The organism is Blastocatellia bacterium (assembly GCA_016713405.1).
Lineage (GTDB): Bacteria > Acidobacteriota > Blastocatellia > Chloracidobacteriales > JADJPF01 > JADJPF01.
Genome location: JADJPF010000006.1, coordinates 38439 through 62251 on the forward strand (window position 1 = coordinate 38439; position 23813 = coordinate 62251).

Consider the following 23813-nt stretch of genomic DNA (forward strand, 5'->3'; position numbering starts at 1 on the left):
ATTACTTACTCTTCGGTTTCAAATACTTGAGTTTCACCATAATAGCCACATTTAGAGCAAACACGGTGAGTTTCTTTTGGAGCTTTACAATGAGGACAAGCCATTAAAAGTGGGGCTGTAATACCATCATGTGCGCGGCGTTTACCTCGGCGTGCTTTAGAATGTCGTCTCTTTGGATTTGGCATAATTTTTTCTCCTTAATTTATTAAGTTTTATTGTAGTTTCTTCTTTAAATCTGTCAAAGCTTGCCAACGTAAATCAACCGATTTATTAGGACAATTGCAAGCATTTAAGTTACGGTTTTGCTTACACTCACTACATAAACCCTGGCAATTTTCTTGACATAGTTTTGACATTGGTAAAGCAAGCTGTATTTGTTCACAAACTAAATCATCTAAATTAATTTGGTTATTTTCATAAAAATGAAAATCCAACTCATTTTTCTCTAAAATTATCTCATCAGTTTTACTTAAGTTAGCTATTGATAAACAAATTAAATTAAATATTGTATGAACTGGTATTTTTACCTCTACTAAACAACGATCACAAAAAGTTTCTACATCTGTTTCTACTTGACCTCTTAAGTCTATTTCTCGCCCACGTCGCCTAAGTGTTAAAGTAACAGAACAATCTGAAACTATCTTGGATTCATCGTCTTGCCAATCTAATGTATTTATTGGATAAAGATGTGCTAACTGTATCTCTTCTTTTTTTGTAGCTCAGCTAAATCAATGAGCATAAAGCACAACTTCCTTTCTTTGCACCGAAACTAGCAATTATATTAAGGGGTTAGCTTTTGTCAACCTGATACTGCTCTATATTTAGACATCTAAATTTAGGAAGCTTAAAAATATTAAGTTGCAATTAAGATAAAATGGTTTTTAATTTGCAAAATTGCTTGTAATTACCTCAAAAAATCTCTGCTAAAGCCAATTAAAATAAAATTCCCTTACCTTAATTTTTAACTAACTTTCTTAAATAAATAAAAATATTTGGTAAAAAGTATTGACACCATTCCTATATGCTTTTATAGTTATATATGAAAATAATTAAAAACTATAAGGAGTTTCTTATGTTAGCCCAAAAGTTTGAGTGTGAAATAAATGAGCTTGATAGAGTATTAAGTAACAAGGAAAATTGTTTATTAGTTGATGTTCGAGAGTATCCAGAATATGCAGCAGGAAGAATTGCTCAAGCGCGTCTTATTCCATTAGGAGAATTAGAAACAAGAGCAAGTGAACTAGATAAGCAAATGCCTGTTTATTTAATTTGTCGTAGTGGACGACGAGCAAGCCAGGCTCAAGACAAACTTTTATCACTTGGATTTAGAGATGTTTATAATGTTAGAGGTGGGATGATGGCTTGGCAAGCAGCCGGACTCCCTATAGAAAGTAGTCAAAATGCTCCTTGGTCACTAGAAAGACAGGTAAGACTTGTAGCAGGTTCTTTAGTTTTACTTGGCACTTTATTAAGCATCTTTGTTTATTCAGCTTTTATTTATTTAGCAATGTTTGTTGGTGCTGGGTTAGTTTTTGCGGCTCTTACTGATAGTTGTGCCATGGCAATGCTACTTGCTAAATTACCTTGGAATAAAACAAATAGTCAAACTTGTTCTATACAAAGGGGTTAGTTATGGCTACCTCACTTGTCATCGGCCTTTTACTAAGTGCAGCAATAGGTTTTTCTTTAGGTTTAATTGGTGGTGGCGGCTCAATTATCACTGTTCCTGTTTTAGTTTATGTAATTGGCGTTTCAGCACATCAAGCAATTGGTATGTCTCTAGCTGTAGTAGGAACGACTAGTTTAATAGCTACTTTTCTACATTACAAACAAAAAACTGTAGATCTAAAGATTGCTGCTATTTTTGGTATTACAGGCATGACAGGTGCTTATTTTGGTTCAGGGCTAACTTATTTATTTAGTCCAACTTCATTGCTTTTTATTTTTGGCAGTGTAATGCTAGTAATTTCACTAGTGATGCTACTAAAAGATCAAAAAGATATTTCTCAAAATGTTTCTCAAAACAAGCTAGTTAAATCAATAATTGCAGGGTTAGTAGTTGGGTTACTAACGGGTTTTTTAGGTGTTGGTGGAGGCTTTTTAATTGTTCCAGCTTTAATATTTTTTGCTGGTTTAGAAATAAAAAATGCTATTGGCACTTCCCTTTTAATAATTACAATTAACTCTTTAGCTGGTTTAATTGGTCATCTACAACATACTTCTTTTGATTTGCGCTTGACAATACTTATAACAGTGATTGCCGCCATAGGTACAATTTTAGGTACTAAAGTTGCTCATCAAGTTTCTGCTACTACATTAAAAAGCGGGTTTGCTACTTTTGTGCTGGTAGTAGCTATATTTTTAATTATTAAAAACTATCATTTCATTTTCTAATTGATTGATTAAGGAGGAGTTATGTTTTTCAAGCAATTTTATCTAGGATGTTTAGCACATGCTTCATATTTAATTGGTTCTGAGGGAGAAGCCGCAGTAGTAGACCCACAACGTGATATCGACCAATATCTATCAACCGCAGCAGCAGAAAACTTAAAAATTAAATATGTAATAGAAACTCACTTGCACGCAGATTTTGTTAGCGGACACCGAGAGCTAGCTGCACGTACAGGAGCAGAAATTGTTTTTGGTGCAAAGGCTGGCGCAACATTTCCCCATTTTGCGGTTAAAGATGGCGATGAAATCAAACTAGGAAAAGTGTTATTAAAAGTTCTAGAAACCCCTGGTCATACGCCAGAAAGTATTTCTATAACTGTTACAGATAAAGAAGTTTCCAGTGAACCTCAAAAAGTTTTAACTGGAGATACACTTTTTATTGGTGACGTTGGACGACCTGACTTAGTAGGCTCAAAAGGTTATACACCTCAAGCAATGGCTGAAATGCTTTATAACAGTCTACATGAAAAACTCTTAAAGTTACCTGATGCAGTGGAAGTTTACCCAGCACATGGAGCCGGTTCACTTTGTGGACGAAGTATGTCAAAAGAAACTTCATCAACTATTGGTGAACAAAAGAAATTTAACTATGCACTAAAAGCAATGGACAAAGATGAGTTTGTTAAAATGATGACGGCTGATTTACCAGAAGTCCCAGCTTATTTTCCTAAAGATGCCGAAATCAATCGCACTGGAGCAAAAGCTCTAGCTGAATTACCTAACCCTTTAGCAATGACACCTGAAGAAGTAAATAAATTTATCCAACAAGGCTATCTAGTTTTAGATATTCGCTCGTCTTCAGCTTTTGGAGCAGGACACGTTCCAGGCTCGCTCAACATTGCACTTAGCGGACAATTTGCTTCTTGGGCAGGAACTTTTATTTCCTTAAATACTCCTATCATCCTTGTAGCTGAAGATTTAGACAATGTAAAAGAAGCTATTACTAGGCTTGCTCGTGTAGGAATAGAAAATGTTAAAGGCTATTTAGATGGACAAATCTTTGCTTGGGATAAAGCTAATTTAGCCATAAGCCAAATAACTCAAATCTCTGTAGATGAACTAAATACACAGCTTAATGAAAATAATCAATTACAACTTATTGATGTACGTAGACCAGGAGAATATCAATCAGGTCATGCAACTACTGCAATTAATTCACAACTGGCATTTTTAGAAAGAGAGCTTTCAAAATTTGATGCCAAGCGTCCAACTGCTGTAATTTGTGCTAGTGGTTATCGTTCTGCGCTAGCAACCAGTTTGCTAGCTCGTCATGGATTTTCAAAACTTTACAATGTAGTTGGTGGCACTACAGCTTGGATAAATGCTGGCTACAAAGTAGAAAAATCCATAGCTGCAAACAACTAAGACAATTAAAGACTTAAAAGGTAATTCACCAAGAAAACGAGCAAGGATGCCCTGTCGCGCTGCGGCAGGGAGGAATTGCCGCCTTATAAAAATATTTCTTCCATATTTTGCCGTAAGTTGTTATAATGTAAACAACTATGAAAACAGTATTGAAAATCAAGCTAGAGCCAACAAAAGAACAAAAAGAAATGTTGAGACAAACAATGTTTCAATACAATGCTGCGTGTAATTACATAGCTGAAGTTGCATATGAGAAGAAAATATCAAGTAAATTTAAGTTGCAAAAACTTGTTTATAATACTGTAAAAAAAGACTTTAATCTATCAGCACAAATGACTGTTAGAGCTATTGCTAAAGTTTGTGAAGCTTACTCAAGAGATAAAAAGATACTTCCTAAATTCCGCTTAGATGGAGCAATCGTCTATGATGATCGCATTATGTCTTTTCTTTCAAATCAAAAAGTTAGTATTTGGACTATTAATGGTCGCCAAAAGATACAGATGATTTTTGGTGACTACCAAAGAGACAATTTCCAATTTAGAAAGGGACAAGCTGATTTAGTATTAGTTGGTAATACTTTCTATCTATTTGTTACTTTGGATATTAAGGAACTTCCTAAAACTACTCCACAAGAGTTTATAGGAGTAGACCTTGGTATAGTAAAACTTCTAGTAGATAGTCTTGGCTATGAAGCTAGTGGTGAAATCATTGAAAGAGTTAGGCTTAAATATCTTAAACTTCGTAGAGATTTGCAAAAGTGTCGTTCAAAAAATGCAAAACGTAAACTAAAAAAGATAGCTCATAAAGAAAAAGAGTTTCGCCGTCAAATCAACCACATAATATCAAAAGCATTGGTAAAACGCGCTAAAGACACAAATTCTGCTATAGCCTTAGAAGAACTAAAGCATATACGCAGTAGGACAACGGTTCGCGCCAAAGACCGAGCTAGGATAAGTGGATGGGCTTTCGCTCAACTTCAATCTTTTATTCTTTATAAAGCTAGAATTGCTGGAGTAGTTGTTATCTTTGTAGATGCTCGTAATAGTAGCAGAGAATGTAACGTTTGCCATTTTGTTGCTAAACGTAATCGCCCTAATCAATCTACATTCTCTTGTGCTAAATGTGGTCGTAGCGATAACGCTGATCACAACGCGGCTAAAAACATTGCTGATCGTGGCAAAATTCTTTGGGCATCTGTCAATATGCCTATCGCAGTCCATGTTGATCCTACAATTGCTGCCTCTCTGGAACTGCAAGCTCGGCTTTTCAAAGCCGAGTAGTTGACTATGACTAATACTAACTCATACAAAATTGTTATTGTTGGTGGTGGTACAGCAGGTATTACAGTTGCTGCTCAACTAGCTAAAAGGCTTGATAGCAAAGAAATAGCAATAATTGAGCCTTCCAGCAAGCATTATTATCAACCTTTATGGCCATTGGTTGGTGGTGGAGCAGCAACGAAAGAATCTACTGAAAGAGATGAAGCAGATTATATTCCTAAAGGAGTAACCTGGATTAAAGATAAAGCTATAGAGTTTTACCCAGATGAAAACTATTTGCTAACTTTGTCAGGTCAACGAATTAACTATAATTTTTTAGTAGTAGCAGCAGGAATACAAATTGATTGGGATAAAATTAAAGGCTTAAAAGATAGTTTAGGCAAAAATGGTGTATGCAGTAATTATTCTTATCAATATGTAGATAAAACTTGGGAATATATTAAAAATTTTTCTGGTGGAACAGCAATCTTTACTCAACCGCCACCGCCTTTTAAGTGTGGTGGCGCACCTCAGAAAATTATGTATTTGGCAGATGATTATTTGCGTAAATCTGGAGTAAGAGAAAAAAGTAAAATTATTTTTACCTCAGCAGCCGCAGGCAGTTTTCAAGTAAAAAAATATGCTGACACTTTAGATAAAGTAATGGCACGTAAAAGTATTATTACCAAGTTTCGTCACAACCTAATAGAAATAAAGTCAGAAACTCAAGAAGCTATATTTGAAAATTTAGACACAAAAGAAAAAACTACTTTGCATTATGATTTATTGCATGTTAGCCCTCCGCAAAGTTCTCCTGATTTTATTAAACGTAGTCCGCTAGCTAATGCTGATGGTTGGGTGGATGTTGACAAAAAAACTTTGCAACATAACCGCTACAAAAACATTTTTAGCCTTGGAGATGCAAGCAGTTTGCCTACTTCTAAAACTGGTGCTGCAATTAGAAAACAAGCTCCTGTGCTAGTAAAAAATCTTATTGCAGCAATTAACGGAAAGCCATTAGTAGCTAATTATGATGGTTATACTTCTTGTCCTTTAGTTACTGGTTATGGTCGTTTAGTAATGGCAGAATTTGATTATGACCTTAAACCAACAGAAACATTTCCTATTGACCAATCAAAAGAAAGGCTAAGTATGTATTTGTTAAAAAAATATTTGTTACCAGAAATTTATTGGCATGGGATGTTAAGAGGCAGATTATAAATTTAAGGCTAAATATAAGGAGGTTTTATGTTTAACCCTACTCAAAAACATTTATCACAAATTCAATGTGTTCATTGTGGAGCTAAAAATAAAATAGATGCTACAAAACTAGCTCAACATTTACGCCCAATTTGTGGTAAATGCCAACAAGCTTTATCAACATCCCCTGCTCAAGTAGTAAAAGTTACAGATGCCAACTTTGTTGACACGGTTGGGAAATCCCATTTACCTGTTTTGCTAGATTTATGGGCGGCATGGTGTGGCCCCTGTAGGATGTTAAGCCCTACAATTGACCAAATAGCTCAAGAATTAGCTGGACAAGTAAAAGTAGCTAAACTTAATGTTGATGAAAATCCTCTTACAGCAGCTAAATTTAATGCTCGTAGTATTCCTACTTTATTAATACTAAAAAATGGACAAGAAATAGCTCGAATTGTTGGCGCACAACCAAAACAAGAAATACTCCGCCAATTAAGCAAGGTTTTATAATAGCTACACAAGATTACTAGCAACATCCGCTTGTGCTAACATTGCTAATTGCTTTAGTGAGAAATTAGGAGAATTTACTGCTTATGGATGACTCACTACTACTTCATAGGTTACATTTTGCTTTTACTATTACTTTTCATTATCTTTTCCCTCAACTAACAATGGGGCTTGCACTATTAATTGTTGTTTTTAAGACTTTGGCTATTTGGAAAAAAGAAGATAGCTACAATAATGCTGCAAGATTTTGGGCTAAGATTTTTGCTATAAATTTTGCAATGGGCGTTGTAACTGGCATTCCAATGGAATTTCAGTTTGGCACTAATTGGGCAAGATTTTCCAAAGCTACAGGTGGTGTCATAGGTCAAACATTAGCAATGGAAGGACTTTTTGCTTTTTTTCTGGAATCTTCTTTTTTAGGGTTATTTCTTTATGGAGAAAACCGATTAAAACCAATTGTCCATTGGTTAACATCAGTTTTAGTTTTTCTTGGTTCTTGGCTTTCAGCTTATTTTATTATTGTGACTGATGCTTGGATGCAACATCCTGTTGGGTATACCAGACTTGCAGATGGCTCTTTTCAGCTAACAAGCATTTCTGCATTTCTGCTAAATCCTTGGGCTATGTGGCAATATGCCCATAATATGAGTGGTGCGGTAATTACAGGGGCTTTTGTTGTTACTAGTTTAGGTGCATTTTACTTACTTAGCAATAAACACCTAGAACAAGCTAAATTATTTATAAAATTAGGTGTTATGGTTGGAGCAATTTTCACTGCCCTACAAATATTTCCAACAGGTGATCAACAAGGCAAAATGGTAGCACTCCATCAACCTGCAACTTTAGCAGCAATGGAAGCTCTTTTTACCACTGAAGACGGCGCACCACTAGTTATTGTTGGACAACCCAATGTAGCAGAACAAAAATTAGATAACCCCATTGCCGTCCCTAAAATGCTCAGTTTTCTTACTTACCAACGTTGGAATGCTCAAGTCAAAGGATTAAATGAATTTCCTAAAGAAGATTGGCCTGACAATATCCCACTTCTTTATTATAGCTATCATATAATGGTTGGTTTAGGGACAATGTTTATTGCCATAATGTCACTATCAGCATTTTTACTTTGGCGAGGTAAATTATTTGAATCCCGTTGGATGTTATGGATTTTGATGCTTAGTTTTCCTTTTCCATATATTGCTAATACAGCAGGTTGGCTAACAGCAGAACTTGGTAGACAACCTTGGCTAGTTTATGGGCTACTTCGTACTTCAGAAGGATATTCTGCAAATGTTTCTTCTGGTAATACCCTTTTTACCTTAATTGGCTTTATGGGACTTTACTTAGTTTTAGGCATACTGTTTTTATTTTTTGTTTGGCATGAAGTTGAAAAAGGCCCGGTAGAACCCGCTTAAAAAGGAAGGAAAGCCAAATGGAAACCGTCTGGTATATTATTCTAGCACTTATGCTTACAGCCTATGTAATTTTTGATGGCTTTGATTTTGGAGCAGGAATAATTCACTTTTTAGTAGCTAAAAATAATGAGGAAAGAAGCCTTATTCTTAAATCTATTGGCCCGGTTTGGGATGGAAACGAAGTTTGGCTACTTGCCGCGGGAGGCTCATTATATTTAGCTTTTCCTCCACTTTATGCTATTAGTTTTAGTGGTTTTTACTTACCTTTAATGATGGTTGTTTGGCTGTTAATTTTTAGGGCTTGTGGTATTGAATTTCGCATGCACCTTAATAATAGCCTTTGGCAACAATTTTTTGATGCTGTTTTTTCTATTTCTAGCTTGCTTATCACTATATTTTTAGGTGCTGCTTTAGGTAATGTAATTCGTGGTGTTGCAATAGATAAAACTGGTTACTTTTTTGCTCCTCTTTGGACAAATTTTCTTACAGGCGGTAGTCCTGGCATTATAGATTGGTATACTTTACTTACAGCTATATTAGCAACAATTGTTTTAACAACTCATGGTTCACTTTATGTTGTACTTAAAACAGAAAGTGAAATAAATTTACGAACTAGAAAATTAATAAAAATCCTTTGGCCCTTGCAAATAATTCTTTCTATTGTTTACCTAGCAGCAACTTTTTTTATTCGTCCAGAAATTCTTAATAACTATAAAACTTATATTTGGGGCTGGATTTTTCCCTTAATAGTAATAGCTAGTTTAATAGGAATAGTTTTTTATTTAAGCAAAAACAAAGAATTTTTAGCTTTTCTGTCTTCATGTGCTTATATTATTGGTATGTTAGGCGGAGCGGCATTTGCACTTTATCCAAATTTGCTTCCTGCAATTGACCCTACAGCAAGCTTAACGGTTTATAATAGTGCAGCTAGTTTTTATAGCTTAAAGGTTGGTTTTGCTTGGTGGATAGTGGGTTTTTTGTTAGTAACTGTTTATTTTACTTATCTTTACCGCCATTTTGCAGGTAAAGTTACTTTAGATAATGCAAATAGCACTCATTAAGCTTCTTTATCTAAAATTTTCTCTAGAAAACAATAGCTAGTAAATTTAAGGATTTTGCAATTAGGCACAATAGCTTAACTATTATGCCTAATTTAAGAATAAAAATTTTACTCTACAAATTCTATATCTACTTGATTAGGAATGACTCCAGCTTTGTAACCTTCTGCTAATAAAAGTTTTACAGCTTTACGTCCGGCCTCACCATAATCTAAAGTTAGCTCATTAACATACATTCCAACAAATTTATCGGCTAGACTAGCATCTAAATCACGGGCAAATTGTAAGGCATAATCTAAGGCTTCTTTGCGATGATCCAACGAATATTGAATGCTAGCTTTTAACAAATCACTTACTCTTTTGCGTAATGCTGGCTCTAAATCCCGGCGAATTACATTTCCACCTAATGGAAGCGGTAAGCCTGTACGCTCAAACCACCATTCACCCAAATCTACAATTTTATGTAGCCCTGAACGCTCATAAGTAAGTTGTCCTTCATGAATAATTAGCCCTGCTTCAAATTTGCCTGATGAAACTTGGTCTATGATTTGGTCAAATGGGACTACTTCATATTCAAATTCAGACATGTAAAGTCTTAAAGCTAAATAAGCTGTGGTCATTGTTCCAGGAACAGCTATTTTTTGATTTTTTAGCTCTTCTTTAGTGAATGGTTTACGAGCTATTACCATTGGCCCGTAATTATCCCCCATACTTGCCCCTGAAGGTAGCAGTGCATATTTATCAGCTAAATAAGCATAAGCATGAAAAGAAATCGCTGTAACATCATATTCAAGGTTAAATGCAGCGCGGTTTAAGCTCTCAATATCTCTTAAAACATGACTAAATTTTAGTTCTCCAGTGTCAATTTTATCCTTGGCTAAGGCATAAAACATAAATGCGTCATCAGAATCAGGACTATGTGCAACTTTTATTTCCATTATTTTTTTATTCCACCTTAATTAAACTACCATTTCTAACATAGGCTCTACAGGGTTATAAAGCGTATCGCGTTCTACAGCTTGAAAGCCGGCTTCTTGGATTAAATGAACAATTTCATTACGAGAGGCTTCACGCTCAGAAACTTGCCCAGCAGCAAAAGTTATCCTCTCCTCCATTACTGTCCCATCCATATCATTAGCTCCAAAATGTAATGCAACCTGGGCCAAATGCTTACCTAGCATTACCCAATAAGCTTTAATATGGTCAAAATTGTCTAGTAGCAATCTTGAGACAGCTATAGTCTTTAAGCTATCAACTCCTGATGGGCCAGGCAAATGAGAAAGTTCTGTATCTTTAGGATGAAAGGCTAGTGGGATAAGACATTGAAAGGCTTTTGTTGCATCTTGTAATTCTCGTAGTTTGATCAAATGATCTACACGATGATGATAATTTTCAATATGTCCATAAAGCATTGTTGCATTAGAACGTATACCCGCCTGATGAACTTTTCTTGACATATCTATCCAGCGTTTAGCAGAGGTTTTATGCTTACAAATTTTCTTTCTTACTTCTTCGTTAAAAATTTCTGCTCCGCCTCCAGGACAAGAATCTAAACCCGCTTCCCGTAGCCGTCTGATTATTTCTTCGTCTGTTGTGTGAGTTATTCGCTTAAAATGGTCAAGTTCAACCATAGTAAAAGCTTTTAAGTGTAAGCTTGGATAAGCTTTTTTGATAGAAGAAAGAACGTCTAAATAATACTCAAACTTTAATTTAGGATGTAGTCCGCCAACAATATGAACTTCTGTTGCACCTGCTCTGTAAGCTTGTCCTGCCATTTCAACACATTGTTCTACTGTAAAAGTATATGCACCTTCCTGGCCGGGTTTTCGGTAATAAGCACAAAAGGCACAATCCCAATAACAAACATTTGTTGGGTTTAAGTGGCGATTCATATTGTAGTAAGTAACATTACCATGTCGTCTTCGTCTTACTGTGTTGGCAAGTCGGCCCAAGGTAGGCAAATCATCTGTTTCAAAAAGCCTTACTCCATCCTCAAAGCTAAGTCTCTCACCTGCTAACACTTTTTCTTCAATATCTATCAAATTATTTTTATCTCTATCCATAAATAAATTGTTCCTAAAGTCTTAATCTGCGGGTGTTTCTATTTTATGAGTGCAAAGTGATAAGTACAAGCCAGCCTAGCTAATGCCTAGATTTTCATTATTAAAATTATCATAACCATAGAATCTAAGGCATAAATGATCTTTAACAGTAAAAAATATGGTTTTTTAATTTGATTCGGAATTTTATCTTGTTAAATAAAATTTTAACTTTATAATCTGCGGTATGGACAAACTTGATGCACAAATAATTCGCTTATTAATAGCAGATAGTCATATCACCAACAGCAAGTTGGCTAAAAAAATAGGCTTATCTGAATCTGCAACTTTAGAGCGTGTTAAACGCCTAGAGGCAATGCAAGTTATTCGTAGATATACGGTTGAAGTAGATCTGGAAAAAATTGGACACTCTTTAGAAGTATTTATGACTTTTACCTTAAAAAATCAGGACGTTACAGAGCTAGAAAACTTTATGAGCGCAATGCAAAACCTAGATGAAGTGCTAAGTTGCGCTCAAGTATTGGGACGTTTTGATTTTATCGCACACATAGCCGTTAGAGATGTTAAAGATTTGCAAAGCTTTATTAATGAGAAATTAATCCCTTTAGGTTGTATTGCCCGAATGGAATCGCTAACAGTTTTGAAAACCATAAAACGTATTCACCAACCAAACCCATTTGTAGAGGAATAAGAAAATGTTAGAGCAACAAACCATCACAAATAATTTAGTAAATCCACTAATTAACGATTTTGCACAAATAATTAATTCAAAAGCTAACAAAGGCGAGTTAGCTAAAGAAAAAGCCAACGACTTTTTAGAGTTTTTATCAGAAGTTGAACAAAATTTCCTTCAACACTCAATAGTTACAAAAAATGATTATACAAATTGGTTTGAAAAAGGTGAGGTTACTTTAGAAGCATTACGTTATTTTACTATACAATTTTCTGTATTTTCCAATCAGTTTTTAATTGCTCAATTAAAGAAAATGATTAACGCCGAATCTTTAGCAGCAATGAGATCTGCAAAAGAAATTCTTGCTAATGAAATTGGGGTAGTATTTCGTAGCCAATCCCCTAAAAAACAAACAACACTCAATGAAGAAGAAAAAGAACAATTTGGAGATCCTGAACTAGTTAGCACATCTGGAAGCATTGATGGTGGAGTATTTCGCTTTACTGCTGGACATTTTGAATGGCTACTAAATTTTGCTTCTGCTTTAGGTTTAGCTTTTAATGACATAGGCAAACCTCGCCATGCAAATGAGACAACCAAGTTTTTCTGTGATGAACTCTGTCATATTTACGGTAGCGAAGATGCTAATATAGCTGCTGGAGCTAGTTTTGCAATTGAAAACTGGGCAGCAGCAGGTTTTTGGCAACAATTAGTAGATGGATTAGCAATTATTAAGCAAAATCAAATTCCTAAACTACCATTAGCGTTTTTTACCTGGCATAATCGCCTAGAGTCACAACACGCTGGGAACACATTTGCAGAGCTAGAAACAATTTTCTTTGAGCCAAATTTTGACAAGGAAAAATTTTTAACTGGTGGAATAGCAATGCTTAATGCTCTGGAAGTATTTTGGAATGGTTTATTTATAAATGAGTAAGCCTTACGCTTAGTAGCGTAAGTTGCTTGCTTACGCTACTAGCGTTTTCTAAACTATTTTTCTAATTTCTATAAATTAAAACTGTCTGCATAATCAGGAACTACTGTTTTCCAACCAAATTTATCAACAATTTTTTCTTTTAGTGCGTTGGCTGCTGTTTCTTCACCGTGTGTAACAAATATGGTTTTAGGCTTATGTTCAAAGCCTGAGAGCCAGCGCAGAGTTTCTTCATAGTCGGCATGTGCTGATAGGTTGGATATAGACATTATTTTTGCATTTACTGGAATCATTTCCCCATGAATTTTAACTTCTGGCTCACCTTGGAGTATCCGCCAACCCCTTGTCCCATAAGCTTGAAAGCCAACAAATAGAATTGTAGCATCTGGATTTGGTAAGCATTCTTTTAAGTGGTGCAAGATATGTCCACCTGTTGCCATACCTGAACCAGCAATTATTATATAGGGCGCAGATATTCCGGGTCGATCTTTTTCACGATAGCTACCAAAAGCAAAAGAATGAGTGACTAAAGGATTAACATGTTGAGTTATAAGTTCTTGCATTTCCTCATCATGGTCTTCTTTGCCTCGTAAGTATTTTTGTGTAGTTGACTGGGCCATAGGTGAATCTAACCTAACGGGTAAAATAGGAATGCGTTTTTCATCCTCTAATTCACGTAAGTAATAAAGTATTTCTTGAGTTCGCCCTACAGCAAAGGCTGGAATGATAACTGGCCCGCCTCGCTCAACAGCTTGATTAATTACTTCTGCAATTTGATCTTTTGCAGGTGTTTTGTCATGTAATCTATCACCATAGGTTGATTCCACAACTATATAATCAGCCTTAGCAACTGAGGTTGGATCATTTAGAACTGGAACATCATAGCGGCCCAAATCCCCACTAAAAAGCACTGTAGTTTCTCTATCATGTTCATTTATTGTGAAATACACAAAACTAGATCCAAGAATATGTCCAGCAGAAATTAGCCGAAAACTACACTTATCACTTAGCTTAATTGTTTCTTCATAATGAATTGGCTGAAAAAGTTGTAGTGCTGCCCTTGCATCTTTTTCTGTATAAAGTGGTTTAGCAGGATGATGCTTAGAAAAACCTTTTTTATTAGCATAACGCGCATCTTCTTCTTGTAGTCTAGCGGAATCAGGCAATAAGATTTTACAAAGGTCTGTTGTACCTCGGCTAGCATAAACTGGCCCACTATAGCCTAAACTAACTAATTTAGGTAAATAACCGCTATGATCTATATGAGCATGAGTCAAAATAACTGCTGATATATCACTAGGATCTATTGGAGGATTGTCCCAGTTACGTAGTCTAAGCTCTTTTAACCCTTGAAACAGCCCACAATCAATCATAATGTTTAAGCCGCCAACAGATAAAACATATTTAGAGCCGGTTACAGTTTTTGTTGCACCAAAAAATTTAAGTTTTGCCATAACGCTTTACCTTTCTTTGCTATTAAAAGCAAATTTTGCTTTTTATTTAGTGCAATAAACGTGCCAAGTGCTTTGGTGGGGAAATTTCCTCATATAGCTGGAATTTCTTCCTAGGTATCAGGTAATATTGCTGTCTAAAATTTCAACTTTTCGCGCCTTACTTATCAAACACCAAATTAATAATAACAATGTAAGTTTGTCTTGCCCTATTCAATTTTTGAAATATCTAAAAAACATTAATCTTAAGGAGTCGTTGCACTATGCGCATTAAATATGTACTTGTAGCCGTAATTTTTTTGGTCTCTTTATTATCTCTAGTAAACTTAAGTAATAAAGAAACACAATTTAGTTTTAATAAAAACAAATCTTCCATAACACCAACATTTCCAACTACATCTGTTATGGCTAATTCTGGCACAGAGCAAAATAATTCTTCAAAACCTAGCCTTAATGCTAACCAAGGCGAGGAAATTGGTTTTATTTATGAAGCATTTCTTAGACGTCAACAAGAACCCGGAGAAGAAGAAGACACGCCCTCCACAACTCCAAAACAATTTAAGTCTACTGCCCCTTCAGTGCCTAGAAATCAAAGGAAATCACGCGGACATGCAATTTTAAGATTTACTAAAGACCTTAGCAAAGTTTATGTAGATGTAAAAGTTGAAGGGGTAAAGGTTGAAGATGTCACAATGTTTCATATTCACTGCGGAAAACCCGATATGTTAGGGCCAATTTTAGTTGATTTTGCTCTTTCTGGAGACATTCAAAACAATCTTTCTGATGGAATTCTTTCTGTAGAACTTGTAAATGAGGATATAGAAAAAGTTGTTACATCCAAACATAAACATAGCATAGTAGCAGCTTTTACTTTGGGATGTCCTATAGTTCCAGGCACCTCAGACAAAGTAAAAACTATCGCCGGTATGGAGCATATTGCCCGACGTAGTGAGCTTTATTTTAATTTACATACAAAAGGCCAAACATATTTTGGAGATATGAGAGGCCAAATTCATCCAGTAAAAAACTAATCTATAAGCTAAATTTATATCTGCAAAGGAGTTTACTTAATAGTAAACTCCTTTTTACTTTTATTAATTATTATTTGAAAGCTAAAAAGCTAGTGTTTGCAATATGTTACAAACACTAGTCTTTAATTATAAAATTTCTCTATTTTTAGATATTGATACTTTGGGGGATTCTTGAAGGGAGCAAATATTCATAAGGTGAGCGTGTTTTGTTTCGTTCGTTAATTTCTGATTCAATCTTGGATAAATCTTGTTGAAACTCTGCTAAATATTTTTGAATGGTAGGATCTTGGAAATAATTGTCTCCATAATCACCAAGTGTTGTATAGTAAACTGTGCCTAGAGTATAGACTAACTCTAATTGTGACTGTGCTTTATCTAATGAAGGTAACAAGTTTACGTAATCTGTTTGGCTAGCTCCTTTTTGGCTAGCAGGTGTGTAAGCGGCCAAGGGCATAGCAGGCGTAAAAGTCATAAGATCGCCTTGAGGAAAATTTACTGCTGCATGTTGTGCGCTAGCTGTAAAACAAACTAATGTGGCTAAATCAATCAATTCAGTAAGTTTAGTTATGCTGTTATTTGTACCTATATTATTCATTCGACCACCATCATGCGCTACTAGTTCAGCAACCCAAAGTTTTAATTCTTTATCATTTTTTACTTCATCATCAGATTTATAATAATAGCCCAGATAATTGGACATCCAGTTTTTAATAGCATTCCATAAAAGCAAAGCGTCATCTCGATAAGGATAATTTGGCAATATTGTCTGATCATCAACACCTCGTTTTGCTAATGTTTGAGGTAAAGTTACAGTGTTAGCATTTAACAAGTAACTTTGCGCTCCTTTTATAGCAAATACTCGTGATTGATCAATTGAACTAGATAACAATTTATCTACCCCTCCACCTGACGCAATCAATGAGCCTTGTGCCGCATTATTAATTGCTACTGTGCCTTCAAAATGAGGTGTTAATAAAATACTTAATGGATGTTTAACTGATAATTGATTATGAGTAGCTATAACAAATGGCTCTACAAATAAATGTGTGCGTCCTAAATGGCTAACTGCCTCATGAAAGTTACCATCAGCAACTTGGACAATGGTTTTAGCAATCAACCAATCATAACCATCTTGAGGAGTAAAAATTAGTATTTCACTAGTGTAATATGACCTATATTGTATTGCTAGAGGCATTAAAGCTTTTGTAGTCAAAGTTACAGCAAATAAAGCTAATGGGGCATGATTAAATTTTGATCATTTGGAAAACTTCCATTAAGCGCACCTTCAAAAATGCTGTAATCTGCTAAATAAAGTCGTCCTTCTGCTAAAGCTTTTTCTAAGCTGTCGTCTGCTCCCATTACTTGCTTGTATTGTTCTTCAGTAATTTGCAGGCGTTTATCTAACACCTGTAACCGTTCAATCATTACGGGATTAGGCCCGGCTAATCGCATATTTGCAAATTCTGCATCTGTTTCAAAATTTTGGCTAATTTCTGGTAAAGGAATAAATTGGAATAGTTTTTCATAATCCTTCAGACTAGTAGCTTTACCTGATAGCGTCCCCAATTTTATGATTATCCCCATAAGATCATTTAGAGTTTCTTTTGTAATAGAGGTAGCAAAACTTGCTATTACACCCTTTAAAAAACTTTCTAATTTAGTTGGAGATATAGGAAAACCTTGTTTTTTTAGTTCTTGTTCAATAGCTTTTAATAAAGCTTCTTTTGCATCTTTGTTAAGTTCTTGCGAAGTTTCCTTTAATGTAGCTAGTAATTTTTCTACATATCTTGGCACTCCTTTTTCTTCTTCAATACCTATCATAATAGAATTTATCAAAATATTTAGGACTGACTTTGCAACCTTTAAAATCCAGCCTGGACGAGCAGAAAAATCTTCTGTCTTAGGTAAACTATCTAGCATAGCAAGTGGAGGTAAATAAGTGTAATTATATTGGTATTTATCAGTATTTGTTGACATATGATTCCTTTCTGATTAACTATAAAATTTCCCTAGGTAAAGCAAATATACTATAACTAAAATAATTATGGTATTTAATTAAAGCTAGATAGCTTTAAGGTTATTTTAAGTAAAAAACTTCACCGTAATTATTTTTGTGTTTTAATAGGTAAGGCGTATAAGAAGAAAAAATCAGCCAGAGTTTTTGCTAAAAACTTCCAGATTTTGCACTAGTAAGAGTTATTTATTGACCCAAAATAATGTAAATTAAACAAATTAACTAAATTTTCTTAAAAGAACCATTAATAATTTCTTACTGTAGGGAGTAAATTAATTTTTATGGAAAAAGTTTTGTCTAAATTAGAAGAAACACGTGAAAAGGTGTTATCTTTGGTTAATCCAATGACAGAAGAAAAGTTTTCTAATCGGCTTGTACCTGAAATGTGGAGTATAGCTGAAAACATCCATCATTTAACTATTGTTGAAAACAACTATATAGCTTCTATGCAAAAGGCTTTAGAAAATCCTGTGCCTCCAATGAGTGCTTTAAGGCGACTCTTTCAAGTGCCTGGTTGGATGGCAGAAGTTCGTTTAATTAAAGTAAAAGCTCCTAGAATTGCCCAACCTCTTAATCCTCCAGCAAAAAAGGAAACTTTAGATAACTTTAATAAAACTCGTGATTTACTAAAAAAAATATGCAAAGAAGCTGGCTATGATGGTATGTTGAAATTAACTCTTAAACACCCATTTTTTGGAGATATGGACGGAGTAAATACTGTTGTTTTTTTAGGAGCGCATGAAGTTCGCCATCATAAACAAATTTTAGAAACTCTTGATAAAGTTAAGTAGGATAGCTAGTTATCCTACTTAAACTATTCATCAGTTGTAGCGGCTAGATGTTCTAACTCTGTAACTACTCGGTCAAGTTCATCAACAATTACCCCACCGCCAGTTTCTTGAAAAGCTTTTACCATTTCGCGGTAATACCAAAGCGTACCTTCACGCCCACCGCGAAAGCGTTGCCAAACTTTATGACCATGTTGGCGAAAATCTATTAAAACCGACCTTGCATTATGAAGTTTATCAGCCATAGATACCCTACGTACTTCTATAGGTGCAGTAAGAATATGTGCAATATAACGCTCTTTTCTTTCTCTCCAAGGTGGTTTTGGAAATGTGTCTGTATCAGTACAACCAATAACTATTTCTGTGACTCGCTCACCAAAACGCTTTCTTATTTCTTCTTGTGTAGGCAGTCCGCCTTGATCCTCAACTGCATCATGAAGTAAGGCTGCAATTGCCTCATCTTCATTTCCACCTTGCTCTAATACAAGTGCTGCAACCGTAAGTAAATGAGCAACATAAGGAACATTTGTTCCCTTACGTTTTTGTTTTGAGTGTAATTGAGTAGCATAAACTAAAGCTTGTTCAAATCTTTCAGTTAATTGATTTTCGTTATCAGACATAAGTTACCACAAATTTAATTAGTTTAAGAAAAAAGCTAAATTATTAATTGAAGTTAGGCAAAGAATATCATATAACCTTGTCGGCTAAGATAAAAATTTAGTAAAACAGCAAAGAATTTATAAAGTCATTATAAATATGTAAAAACTCATTAGTTTAGGAGTAATAAGATGTCTCTAAATGCTTACTTAGAACTATCTGAAGGTGTTGCACATAAATTCTACGAAGTGGTAGTAAATGGCGTAGAAGTATCTATTCGTTATGGTCGTATAGGCGATCAAGGTCAAAAACAAGTAACCACTTATCCTACAGTAGAAAAAGCCTTAGCAGAAGCAAACAAAAAAATTAATGAAAAGTTAAAAAACGATATGAACGATTCCTTCAAGGTGTAAGGAAAAAACGTGCTGTAACAAGCCGTTCAGCAATGATGCAGCAATATTCTGCTCCAACAACTACTAGCACTAGATCAACTACTTCAACTACCAATCGAGCAAATACTAAACCTTCTGCTAAAGTTCCTGTAAAACAATTACCAATACTATGGAAGTTTGATAGTGGAGCTAGTGCTTTAGGTATTTTTATAGATGAATCGTTATGCTGGGTAGGAAATGAGCAAGGAAATATTATTGCTTTAGACCATTCTTTAGAAGTTCGAGCAAGATTTAAGCTGCCTGATGGAGTTAAAAGCATAGTTGCTGATGATGATTGGCTTTATGCTGGTTGTGATGACGGAAATGTCTATGATTTAAGTGGAAATTCTCCCCGTTTAGCTTATGAAATAGCTGAAAATATTGATATTTACTGGATTGATATTAAAGACGGCATATTAGCAGTATCAGACTCAGAAGGTCGTATCACCATTATTAATCATGAAGATGAATCACAATGGTCAAAGAAAAGCCGAGGTGATAAGGCTTGGATGGTACGATGTGATGAAATAGGTGTTTATCATGGTCATTCTAAAGGAGTAACAATGTATGATTGGGAAGATGGCCGAGAAATTTGGTCACAACCAACAGATGGTTGGATAGGGTTTGGCTGGCAAGAAGAATCTACAGTTTATGCTGCAACTTCTAATGCTAAAGTTTATAGTTTTACCAAAAAAGGAGAGTTAGAAACTATTTATAAATGTGATAACTTTTTATGCTCTTGTGCTACAGCAGAAAATGGTAAGTATGTTTTTGCTGGTGATTCTCAAGGCAATATTTATTGTTTTAACCAAAAAGGGGATCGTCTTTGGAAACTTAACTCAGGTTGTGGAGCAGCACAATCTATGCAATTTTTCCAGGATAAACTTTATATTGTTACTAATTATAATTTTTTAGCCTGTATTGATGTAAGCGAAGCAGCTATTAATTTAGCTCAAACGGGTGTAGTTCCTGAAGCTAAAGCACCAAATCTAACAACTACAACCGTTATTGAAACAACTATTACTACTAGATTAGAAACAACTAGTGATACAACTAAAGGAATTTTAGTTGAGTGCTTTAAGGAAGCTAGCAATTTACGTGTGCGTGTTATCTCACCAGGCTATAATCAAGACTGGAATTGTCAATTTCCTAAAGACATTAGAGAAGAAAACGCTAAGTACTTAGTTGATGAAGTGCGCGAGTCTGCAAGAGGCGGGTTTTATCGCGTATTAGGCAACATTAAGAAAATCTCTAGCTAAAATGGCTAGCGTAATTAATTAGTTAAATATTACTATTATGTAGTATCTAATTAAAATTCTTATAGGGTTAAGTAGTAGATCAACTACTTAACCCTATACTAACATTAACTCATAACATTTTTAAGATTAATTTATATATATTTTATAAAATACTTTATTATTATTTAGTTTATATTAAGGAAATACTAATGTTCACTAAAAAATTATTATTTAGCCTCACATTATTATTATTTAGTTTCTCACTTTCCTTTGGTCAATCAACTAGTGGAACAATTACTGGCCGGATTACCGACGAACAAGGAGCAGCACTTTTAGGAGCAAATGTAACAGTTTATAGCCCTGATCTTGAGTTAACACGTCAAATTACTACAGACAATCAAGGTTACTATCGTATTACTGGCCTGCCTTTTGGACGTTATCAAGTAAAAGCGGAACAAACTGGCTTTATGACAGAATTAAAAATTAATATTGCTGTTAGCGTAGCCCAAGAGAGCATTGTAGACCTTAGTTTACCTATTGGAGAAGTCACAGAAATATTGACTATTCAATCTGATACTTCTGTAATTGAGCGTAATAATTCAACCTTAAGTGGTTTAGTAAATGAAAAAACTATTCGTAGTCTTCCGCTAAATGGTAGAGATATAAGCCAACTGGTACTACTCCAACCAGGTGTTGTGGCTAGTCGTTCTAGTGTAACATCGGCTAATAACGGACGTGGGACACAATTTTCTGTTTCAGGTTCACGGCCAAATCAAAATTTATTTGTTTTAGACGGCACAACAATTAATGACGCGCTAAACACTACTCCAGGAAATGCTCAAGGGCTACTTTTAGGAGTAGAAACCATCAAAGAATTTCGTGTATTAACAAACACTTATGGGGCTGAATATGGCCGTTCTAGTGGTGGGGTGTTTGTTGCTGCAACTAAATCTGGAAGCAACCAATTTCACGGCTCAATATTTAATTTTTTACGTAATGACACGCTAGATGCACGCAATTTTTTTGATAAAGAAAAACCTGAGTTTCGCCGTAATCAATTTGGGGCTACTGTAGGCGGAGCAATTATTAAAAATAGGACATTTTTCTTTGGTAGTTATGAAGGTCTACGTGAATTTAAGGGCATTAGCCGTGTTTCAATTGTTCCTGATGATCAAGCGCGTTTGGGTGTTTTACCTGGTCAGTCAGTAATTAAGGTTGATAGCCGTAGCCAACCGCTAATTAATCTTTTTCCTAGAGCAAATGGAAACAACCTTGGTGATGGCACAGCAGAATTTACTGGGACAACAAACCGAGTTGCTCGAAATGATTTTTTTACTATTCGTTTTGACCATAATTTATCAAAAAGCGATGTTTTTGACTGCACGCTATTTATTTGACGACTCTGATCAGGTTTTACCAAGAAATTTCCCAGAATTTTTTAATCAAGCTGTAAATCGTAAACAAACCTTTACCATTTCTGAACGAAAGATTTTTTCACCAAATATAGTAAATGAACTACGTTTTGGCTTTAACCGTGCTACTCCAGCCGAGTTAGTACCACAAACTAATTCCTCTGTCCAATTAATTGCAGGCCGACAACTAGGAGAAATAACAGTTTCAGGCTTAACTGAAGTAGGAACGGATCGAACTAATCCAAAGCTATTTTTCCTTAATGATTTTCAGCTTTCCAATGATTTATCTATAGCCTTTGGTAAGCATCTCTTAAAGGTAGGCGGACTTTTTGAACGCTTTCACTACAACGGTAATTCAGAGACTCGAACTCGCGGACAATTACGGTTTAGCTCACTAGAAGATTTACTTAAATTTAAGGTTCAAGACCTACAAGGCGCGTCAACTGAATCTGATTTTATTCGGGGTTTTCGTCAATCATTATTTGCTCTCTATGTTCAAGATGATTTTCGCTTTAACTCTAGGTTAACTTTCAATGTGGGCTTGCGTTATGAAACCGCCACAGACCCAACAGAAGTAAATGATAAAATTTCTAACTTAAATAATATTTTTGATGAAGAAGTTACTTTGTCAAAAACCTTATTTGACAGTCCAAAAGTAAATTTTGCTCCTCGTGTAGGTTTTGCGTTAGACGTTTTTGGTAATGGTAAAACTGCGGTTAGAGGCGGTTTTGGTGTATTTTTTGACCAACCACTTTTTCATATTTACCGAACACCTGTTTTTAGATCACTTCCATTTGTTAATCGAGGTCGCTTAAGAGCAGCAGATTTTTCTACACTTCCAGTAGACCCAAATCTTTTTAAGGGTATTGAAAAGGCTACAGAAGCACTTCCAAGCAGGTTTCGTCCTACTTATTTAATGCAATATAACTTAAATATTCAACAAGAAATCCTACCTCAAACAATACTAACTATTGCTTATGTTGGTTCACGAGGAGTTAATTTAGTAGGTGCAGGCGATATTAACACAGCAATTCCACAAATACTGCCTAATGGACTAGAGTTTTTTGCTGAAGGAAGTCCACGAAGAAATCCAAAGTTTGATGCTGTTAGATCAATTTTACAAGGCTTTAACTCTTATTATAATTCTCTTACAGTTGGATTAAATAGACGTTTTAGCCAAGGTTTGCAGTTACAAGCTTCTTATACTTTAGGAAAATCCATTGATGAGGCTTCTGCTAATGGAGGTCGTCAAACGTTTTCTAATGGTCAAGGTCGTACTTTTGACCCATATAACCGCCAACTAGATCGAGGTCTATCTAATTTTGATATTAGAAATAATTTTGTTCTTAATGCTAGTTATGATTTGCCTTTTGGAAAAAGCTTAACAGGTCTATCCAAACAGCTTTTAGCCAACTGGCAAATTAACACAATTATTTCTCTTTCTTCTGGAGTTGCTTTTACACCTTTTGTTAGTGGTGATCCTGACCGTGATGGAACGGATGAAAACACTTCTAGACCTGATCTTGTTCCTGGAGTTAGCTTAACTCCGATGGGAGGAAGTAGCGTTAATCTTTGGTTTAATCCTGCTGCATTTGCACCACCACAAATAGGTTTTCGTGGAACATTAGGAAGAAATACTTTAAGAGGGCCTAATTTTAAGAGTGTTGAGCTTTCTTTAGTTAAAAACCTTGAAATAAATGAACGTTTCCAAGTGCAATTTCGCGCTGAGGCTTTTAATTTATTTAATCGTGCTAATTTTGACTTACCAAGTAATGCTGAAGATGGTCAAGAGGTTTTTCGCTATATTGCTCCATCGGGTAACAGACCAGCAAGCTTTCAAGCTTCAAATAGTATTGGAAAAATATTTGGGACAATTGGAGAATCACGGGAATTTCAATTTGGATTAAAATTTACTTTTTAATACATAAATTA

At 35.1% G+C, this 23813-nt stretch carries 21 protein-coding genes and 2 pseudogenes; 15 read left to right on the top strand and 8 right to left on the bottom strand.

Going from position 1 to position 23813, the window contains the following annotated elements:
- Positions 1-5: 5 nt before the first annotated feature.
- Entirely contained in the window at positions 6-185 is a 180-nt protein-coding gene (gene rpmF, locus IPK14_09110; GenBank protein ID MBK7993569.1) for a 50S ribosomal protein L32, read from the bottom strand.
- 27 nt (positions 186-212) lie between these two features.
- Complete coding sequence (locus IPK14_09115; protein MBK7993570.1) at positions 213-701, bottom strand: DUF177 domain-containing protein; 489 nt, start codon at positions 699-701, stop codon at positions 213-215.
- A gap of 371 nt (positions 702-1072) precedes the next feature.
- Between IPK14_09115 and IPK14_09120 the strand changes: the two genes are divergently transcribed.
- The 8 genes and pseudogenes from IPK14_09120 (at position 1073) to cydB (ending at position 9255) form a co-directional block, all read left to right on the top strand.
- Positions 1073-1630 carry a rhodanese-like domain-containing protein gene (locus tag IPK14_09120; protein ID MBK7993571.1) on the top strand — a complete coding sequence of 186 codons (558 nt, stop codon included), beginning with the start codon at positions 1073-1075 and terminating at the stop codon, positions 1628-1630.
- Positions 1631-1632: 2 nt separating this feature from the next.
- Positions 1633-2394 carry a sulfite exporter TauE/SafE family protein gene (locus IPK14_09125; protein MBK7993572.1) on the top strand — a complete coding sequence of 254 codons (762 nt, stop codon included), beginning with the start codon at positions 1633-1635 and terminating at the stop codon, positions 2392-2394.
- A 21-nt stretch (positions 2395-2415) separates the two neighbouring features.
- Positions 2416-3816, top strand: a complete 1401-nt coding sequence (locus IPK14_09130) for an MBL fold metallo-hydrolase (protein MBK7993573.1) — start codon at positions 2416-2418, stop codon at positions 3814-3816.
- Positions 3817-4019: 203 nt separating this feature from the next.
- Positions 4020-5027, top strand: a pseudogene (locus IPK14_09135) (transposase).
- A 75-nt stretch (positions 5028-5102) separates the two neighbouring features.
- Positions 5103-6296, top strand: a complete 1194-nt coding sequence (locus tag IPK14_09140; GenBank protein ID MBK7993574.1) for an NAD(P)/FAD-dependent oxidoreductase — start codon at positions 5103-5105, stop codon at positions 6294-6296.
- A gap of 27 nt (positions 6297-6323) precedes the next feature.
- The gene (trxA, locus tag IPK14_09145) at positions 6324-6785 is read left to right on the top strand and encodes a thioredoxin (GenBank protein MBK7993575.1); all 462 of its coding nucleotides are present in this window, start codon (positions 6324-6326) and stop codon (positions 6783-6785) included.
- Between the two features lie 83 nt (positions 6786-6868).
- Positions 6869-8194, top strand: coding sequence for a cytochrome ubiquinol oxidase subunit I (locus tag IPK14_09150; protein ID MBK7993576.1), 1326 nt, complete (start codon positions 6869-6871; stop codon positions 8192-8194).
- A 17-nt stretch (positions 8195-8211) separates the two neighbouring features.
- Entirely contained in the window at positions 8212-9255 is a 1044-nt protein-coding gene (gene cydB / locus IPK14_09155) for a cytochrome d ubiquinol oxidase subunit II (GenBank protein ID MBK7993577.1), read from the top strand.
- Positions 9256-9362: 107 nt separating this feature from the next.
- Here the strand turns inward: cydB and IPK14_09160 are convergent, their stop codons facing one another.
- Positions 9363-10190: an ABC transporter substrate-binding protein gene (locus tag IPK14_09160; GenBank protein ID MBK7993578.1), complete on the bottom strand. Its 828-nt coding sequence runs from the start codon at positions 10188-10190 to the stop codon at positions 9363-9365.
- A gap of 21 nt (positions 10191-10211) precedes the next feature.
- Positions 10212-11315 carry an aminofutalosine synthase MqnE gene (gene mqnE, locus IPK14_09165; protein MBK7993579.1) on the bottom strand — a complete coding sequence of 368 codons (1104 nt, stop codon included), beginning with the start codon at positions 11313-11315 and terminating at the stop codon, positions 10212-10214.
- Between the two features lie 223 nt (positions 11316-11538).
- On the opposite strand from mqnE, the gene IPK14_09170 reads away from it, so the two are divergent.
- Positions 11539-12003: an Lrp/AsnC family transcriptional regulator gene (locus IPK14_09170; protein MBK7993580.1), complete on the top strand. Its 465-nt coding sequence runs from the start codon at positions 11539-11541 to the stop codon at positions 12001-12003.
- Between the two features lie 22 nt (positions 12004-12025).
- A complete protein-coding gene (locus IPK14_09175; GenBank protein MBK7993581.1) occupies positions 12026-12922 on the top strand; it encodes a hypothetical protein in 897 nt (298 codons plus the stop codon).
- 68 nt (positions 12923-12990) lie between these two features.
- Here IPK14_09175 and IPK14_09180 read toward each other — a convergent pair whose 3' ends face one another.
- Positions 12991-14373 carry an MBL fold metallo-hydrolase gene (locus IPK14_09180; protein MBK7993582.1) on the bottom strand — a complete coding sequence of 461 codons (1383 nt, stop codon included), beginning with the start codon at positions 14371-14373 and terminating at the stop codon, positions 12991-12993.
- Positions 14374-14633: 260 nt separating this feature from the next.
- Here IPK14_09180 and IPK14_09185 point away from each other — a divergent pair, with 260 nt between their 5' ends.
- Entirely contained in the window at positions 14634-15401 is a 768-nt protein-coding gene (locus tag IPK14_09185) for a CHRD domain-containing protein (GenBank protein ID MBK7993583.1), read from the top strand.
- Between the two features lie 145 nt (positions 15402-15546).
- On the opposite strand, the gene IPK14_09190 is transcribed toward IPK14_09185, so the two are convergent.
- Complete coding sequence (locus IPK14_09190; protein ID MBK7993584.1) at positions 15547-16614, bottom strand: hypothetical protein; 1068 nt, start codon at positions 16612-16614, stop codon at positions 15547-15549.
- 17 nt (positions 16615-16631) lie between these two features.
- Positions 16632-17378, bottom strand: coding sequence for a hypothetical protein (locus IPK14_09195; GenBank protein ID MBK7993585.1), 747 nt, complete (start codon positions 17376-17378; stop codon positions 16632-16634).
- A gap of 318 nt (positions 17379-17696) precedes the next feature.
- Here IPK14_09195 and IPK14_09200 point away from each other — a divergent pair, with 318 nt between their 5' ends.
- A complete protein-coding gene (locus tag IPK14_09200; GenBank protein ID MBK7993586.1) occupies positions 17697-18206 on the top strand; it encodes a DinB family protein in 510 nt (169 codons plus the stop codon).
- Between the two features lie 23 nt (positions 18207-18229).
- Here IPK14_09200 and IPK14_09205 read toward each other — a convergent pair whose 3' ends face one another.
- A complete protein-coding gene (locus IPK14_09205) occupies positions 18230-18823 on the bottom strand; it encodes an HD domain-containing protein (protein MBK7993587.1) in 594 nt (197 codons plus the stop codon).
- 168 nt (positions 18824-18991) lie between these two features.
- Between IPK14_09205 and IPK14_09210 the strand changes: the two are divergent.
- The 3 genes and pseudogenes from IPK14_09210 (at position 18992) to IPK14_09220 (ending at position 23802) form a co-directional block, all read left to right on the top strand.
- A pseudogene (locus IPK14_09210) lies at positions 18992-20490 on the top strand (WGR domain-containing protein).
- A 188-nt stretch (positions 20491-20678) separates the two neighbouring features.
- Positions 20679-21866, top strand: a complete 1188-nt coding sequence (locus IPK14_09215) for a TonB-dependent receptor (GenBank protein MBK7993588.1) — start codon at positions 20679-20681, stop codon at positions 21864-21866.
- A complete protein-coding gene (locus IPK14_09220) occupies positions 21844-23802 on the top strand; it encodes a TonB-dependent receptor (protein ID MBK7993589.1) in 1959 nt (652 codons plus the stop codon). Before IPK14_09215 ends, IPK14_09220 begins: the two co-directional genes overlap by 23 nt.
- Positions 23803-23813: the final 11 nt, after the last annotated feature.

What these genes read in the sequence shown, in the direction of transcription:
- rpmF (MBK7993569.1), bottom strand. Translation starts at nt 185, where the DNA reads ATGCCAAATCCAAAGAGACGACATTCTAAAGCACGCCGAGGTAAACGC.
- IPK14_09120 (MBK7993571.1), top strand. Translation starts at nt 1,073, where the DNA reads ATGTTAGCCCAAAAGTTTGAGTGTGAAATAAATGAGCTTGATAGAGTA.
- IPK14_09125 (MBK7993572.1), top strand. Translation starts at nt 1,633, where the DNA reads ATGGCTACCTCACTTGTCATCGGCCTTTTACTAAGTGCAGCAATAGGT.
- IPK14_09130 (MBK7993573.1), top strand. Translation starts at nt 2,416, where the DNA reads ATGTTTTTCAAGCAATTTTATCTAGGATGTTTAGCACATGCTTCATAT.
- IPK14_09140 (MBK7993574.1), top strand. Translation starts at nt 5,103, where the DNA reads ATGACTAATACTAACTCATACAAAATTGTTATTGTTGGTGGTGGTACA.
- trxA (MBK7993575.1), top strand. Translation starts at nt 6,324, where the DNA reads ATGTTTAACCCTACTCAAAAACATTTATCACAAATTCAATGTGTTCAT.
- IPK14_09150 (MBK7993576.1), top strand. Translation starts at nt 6,869, where the DNA reads ATGGATGACTCACTACTACTTCATAGGTTACATTTTGCTTTTACTATT.
- cydB (MBK7993577.1), top strand. Translation starts at nt 8,212, where the DNA reads ATGGAAACCGTCTGGTATATTATTCTAGCACTTATGCTTACAGCCTAT.
- IPK14_09160 (MBK7993578.1), bottom strand. Translation starts at nt 10,190, where the DNA reads ATGGAAATAAAAGTTGCACATAGTCCTGATTCTGATGACGCATTTATG.
- mqnE (MBK7993579.1), bottom strand. Translation starts at nt 11,315, where the DNA reads ATGGATAGAGATAAAAATAATTTGATAGATATTGAAGAAAAAGTGTTA.
- IPK14_09170 (MBK7993580.1), top strand. Translation starts at nt 11,539, where the DNA reads ATGGACAAACTTGATGCACAAATAATTCGCTTATTAATAGCAGATAGT.
- IPK14_09180 (MBK7993582.1), bottom strand. Translation starts at nt 14,373, where the DNA reads ATGGCAAAACTTAAATTTTTTGGTGCAACAAAAACTGTAACCGGCTCT.
- IPK14_09185 (MBK7993583.1), top strand. Translation starts at nt 14,634, where the DNA reads ATGCGCATTAAATATGTACTTGTAGCCGTAATTTTTTTGGTCTCTTTA.
- IPK14_09195 (MBK7993585.1), bottom strand. Translation starts at nt 17,378, where the DNA reads ATGTCAACAAATACTGATAAATACCAATATAATTACACTTATTTACCT.
- IPK14_09200 (MBK7993586.1), top strand. Translation starts at nt 17,697, where the DNA reads ATGGAAAAAGTTTTGTCTAAATTAGAAGAAACACGTGAAAAGGTGTTA.
- IPK14_09205 (MBK7993587.1), bottom strand. Translation starts at nt 18,823, where the DNA reads ATGTCTGATAACGAAAATCAATTAACTGAAAGATTTGAACAAGCTTTA.
- IPK14_09215 (MBK7993588.1), top strand. Translation starts at nt 20,679, where the DNA reads ATGTTCACTAAAAAATTATTATTTAGCCTCACATTATTATTATTTAGT.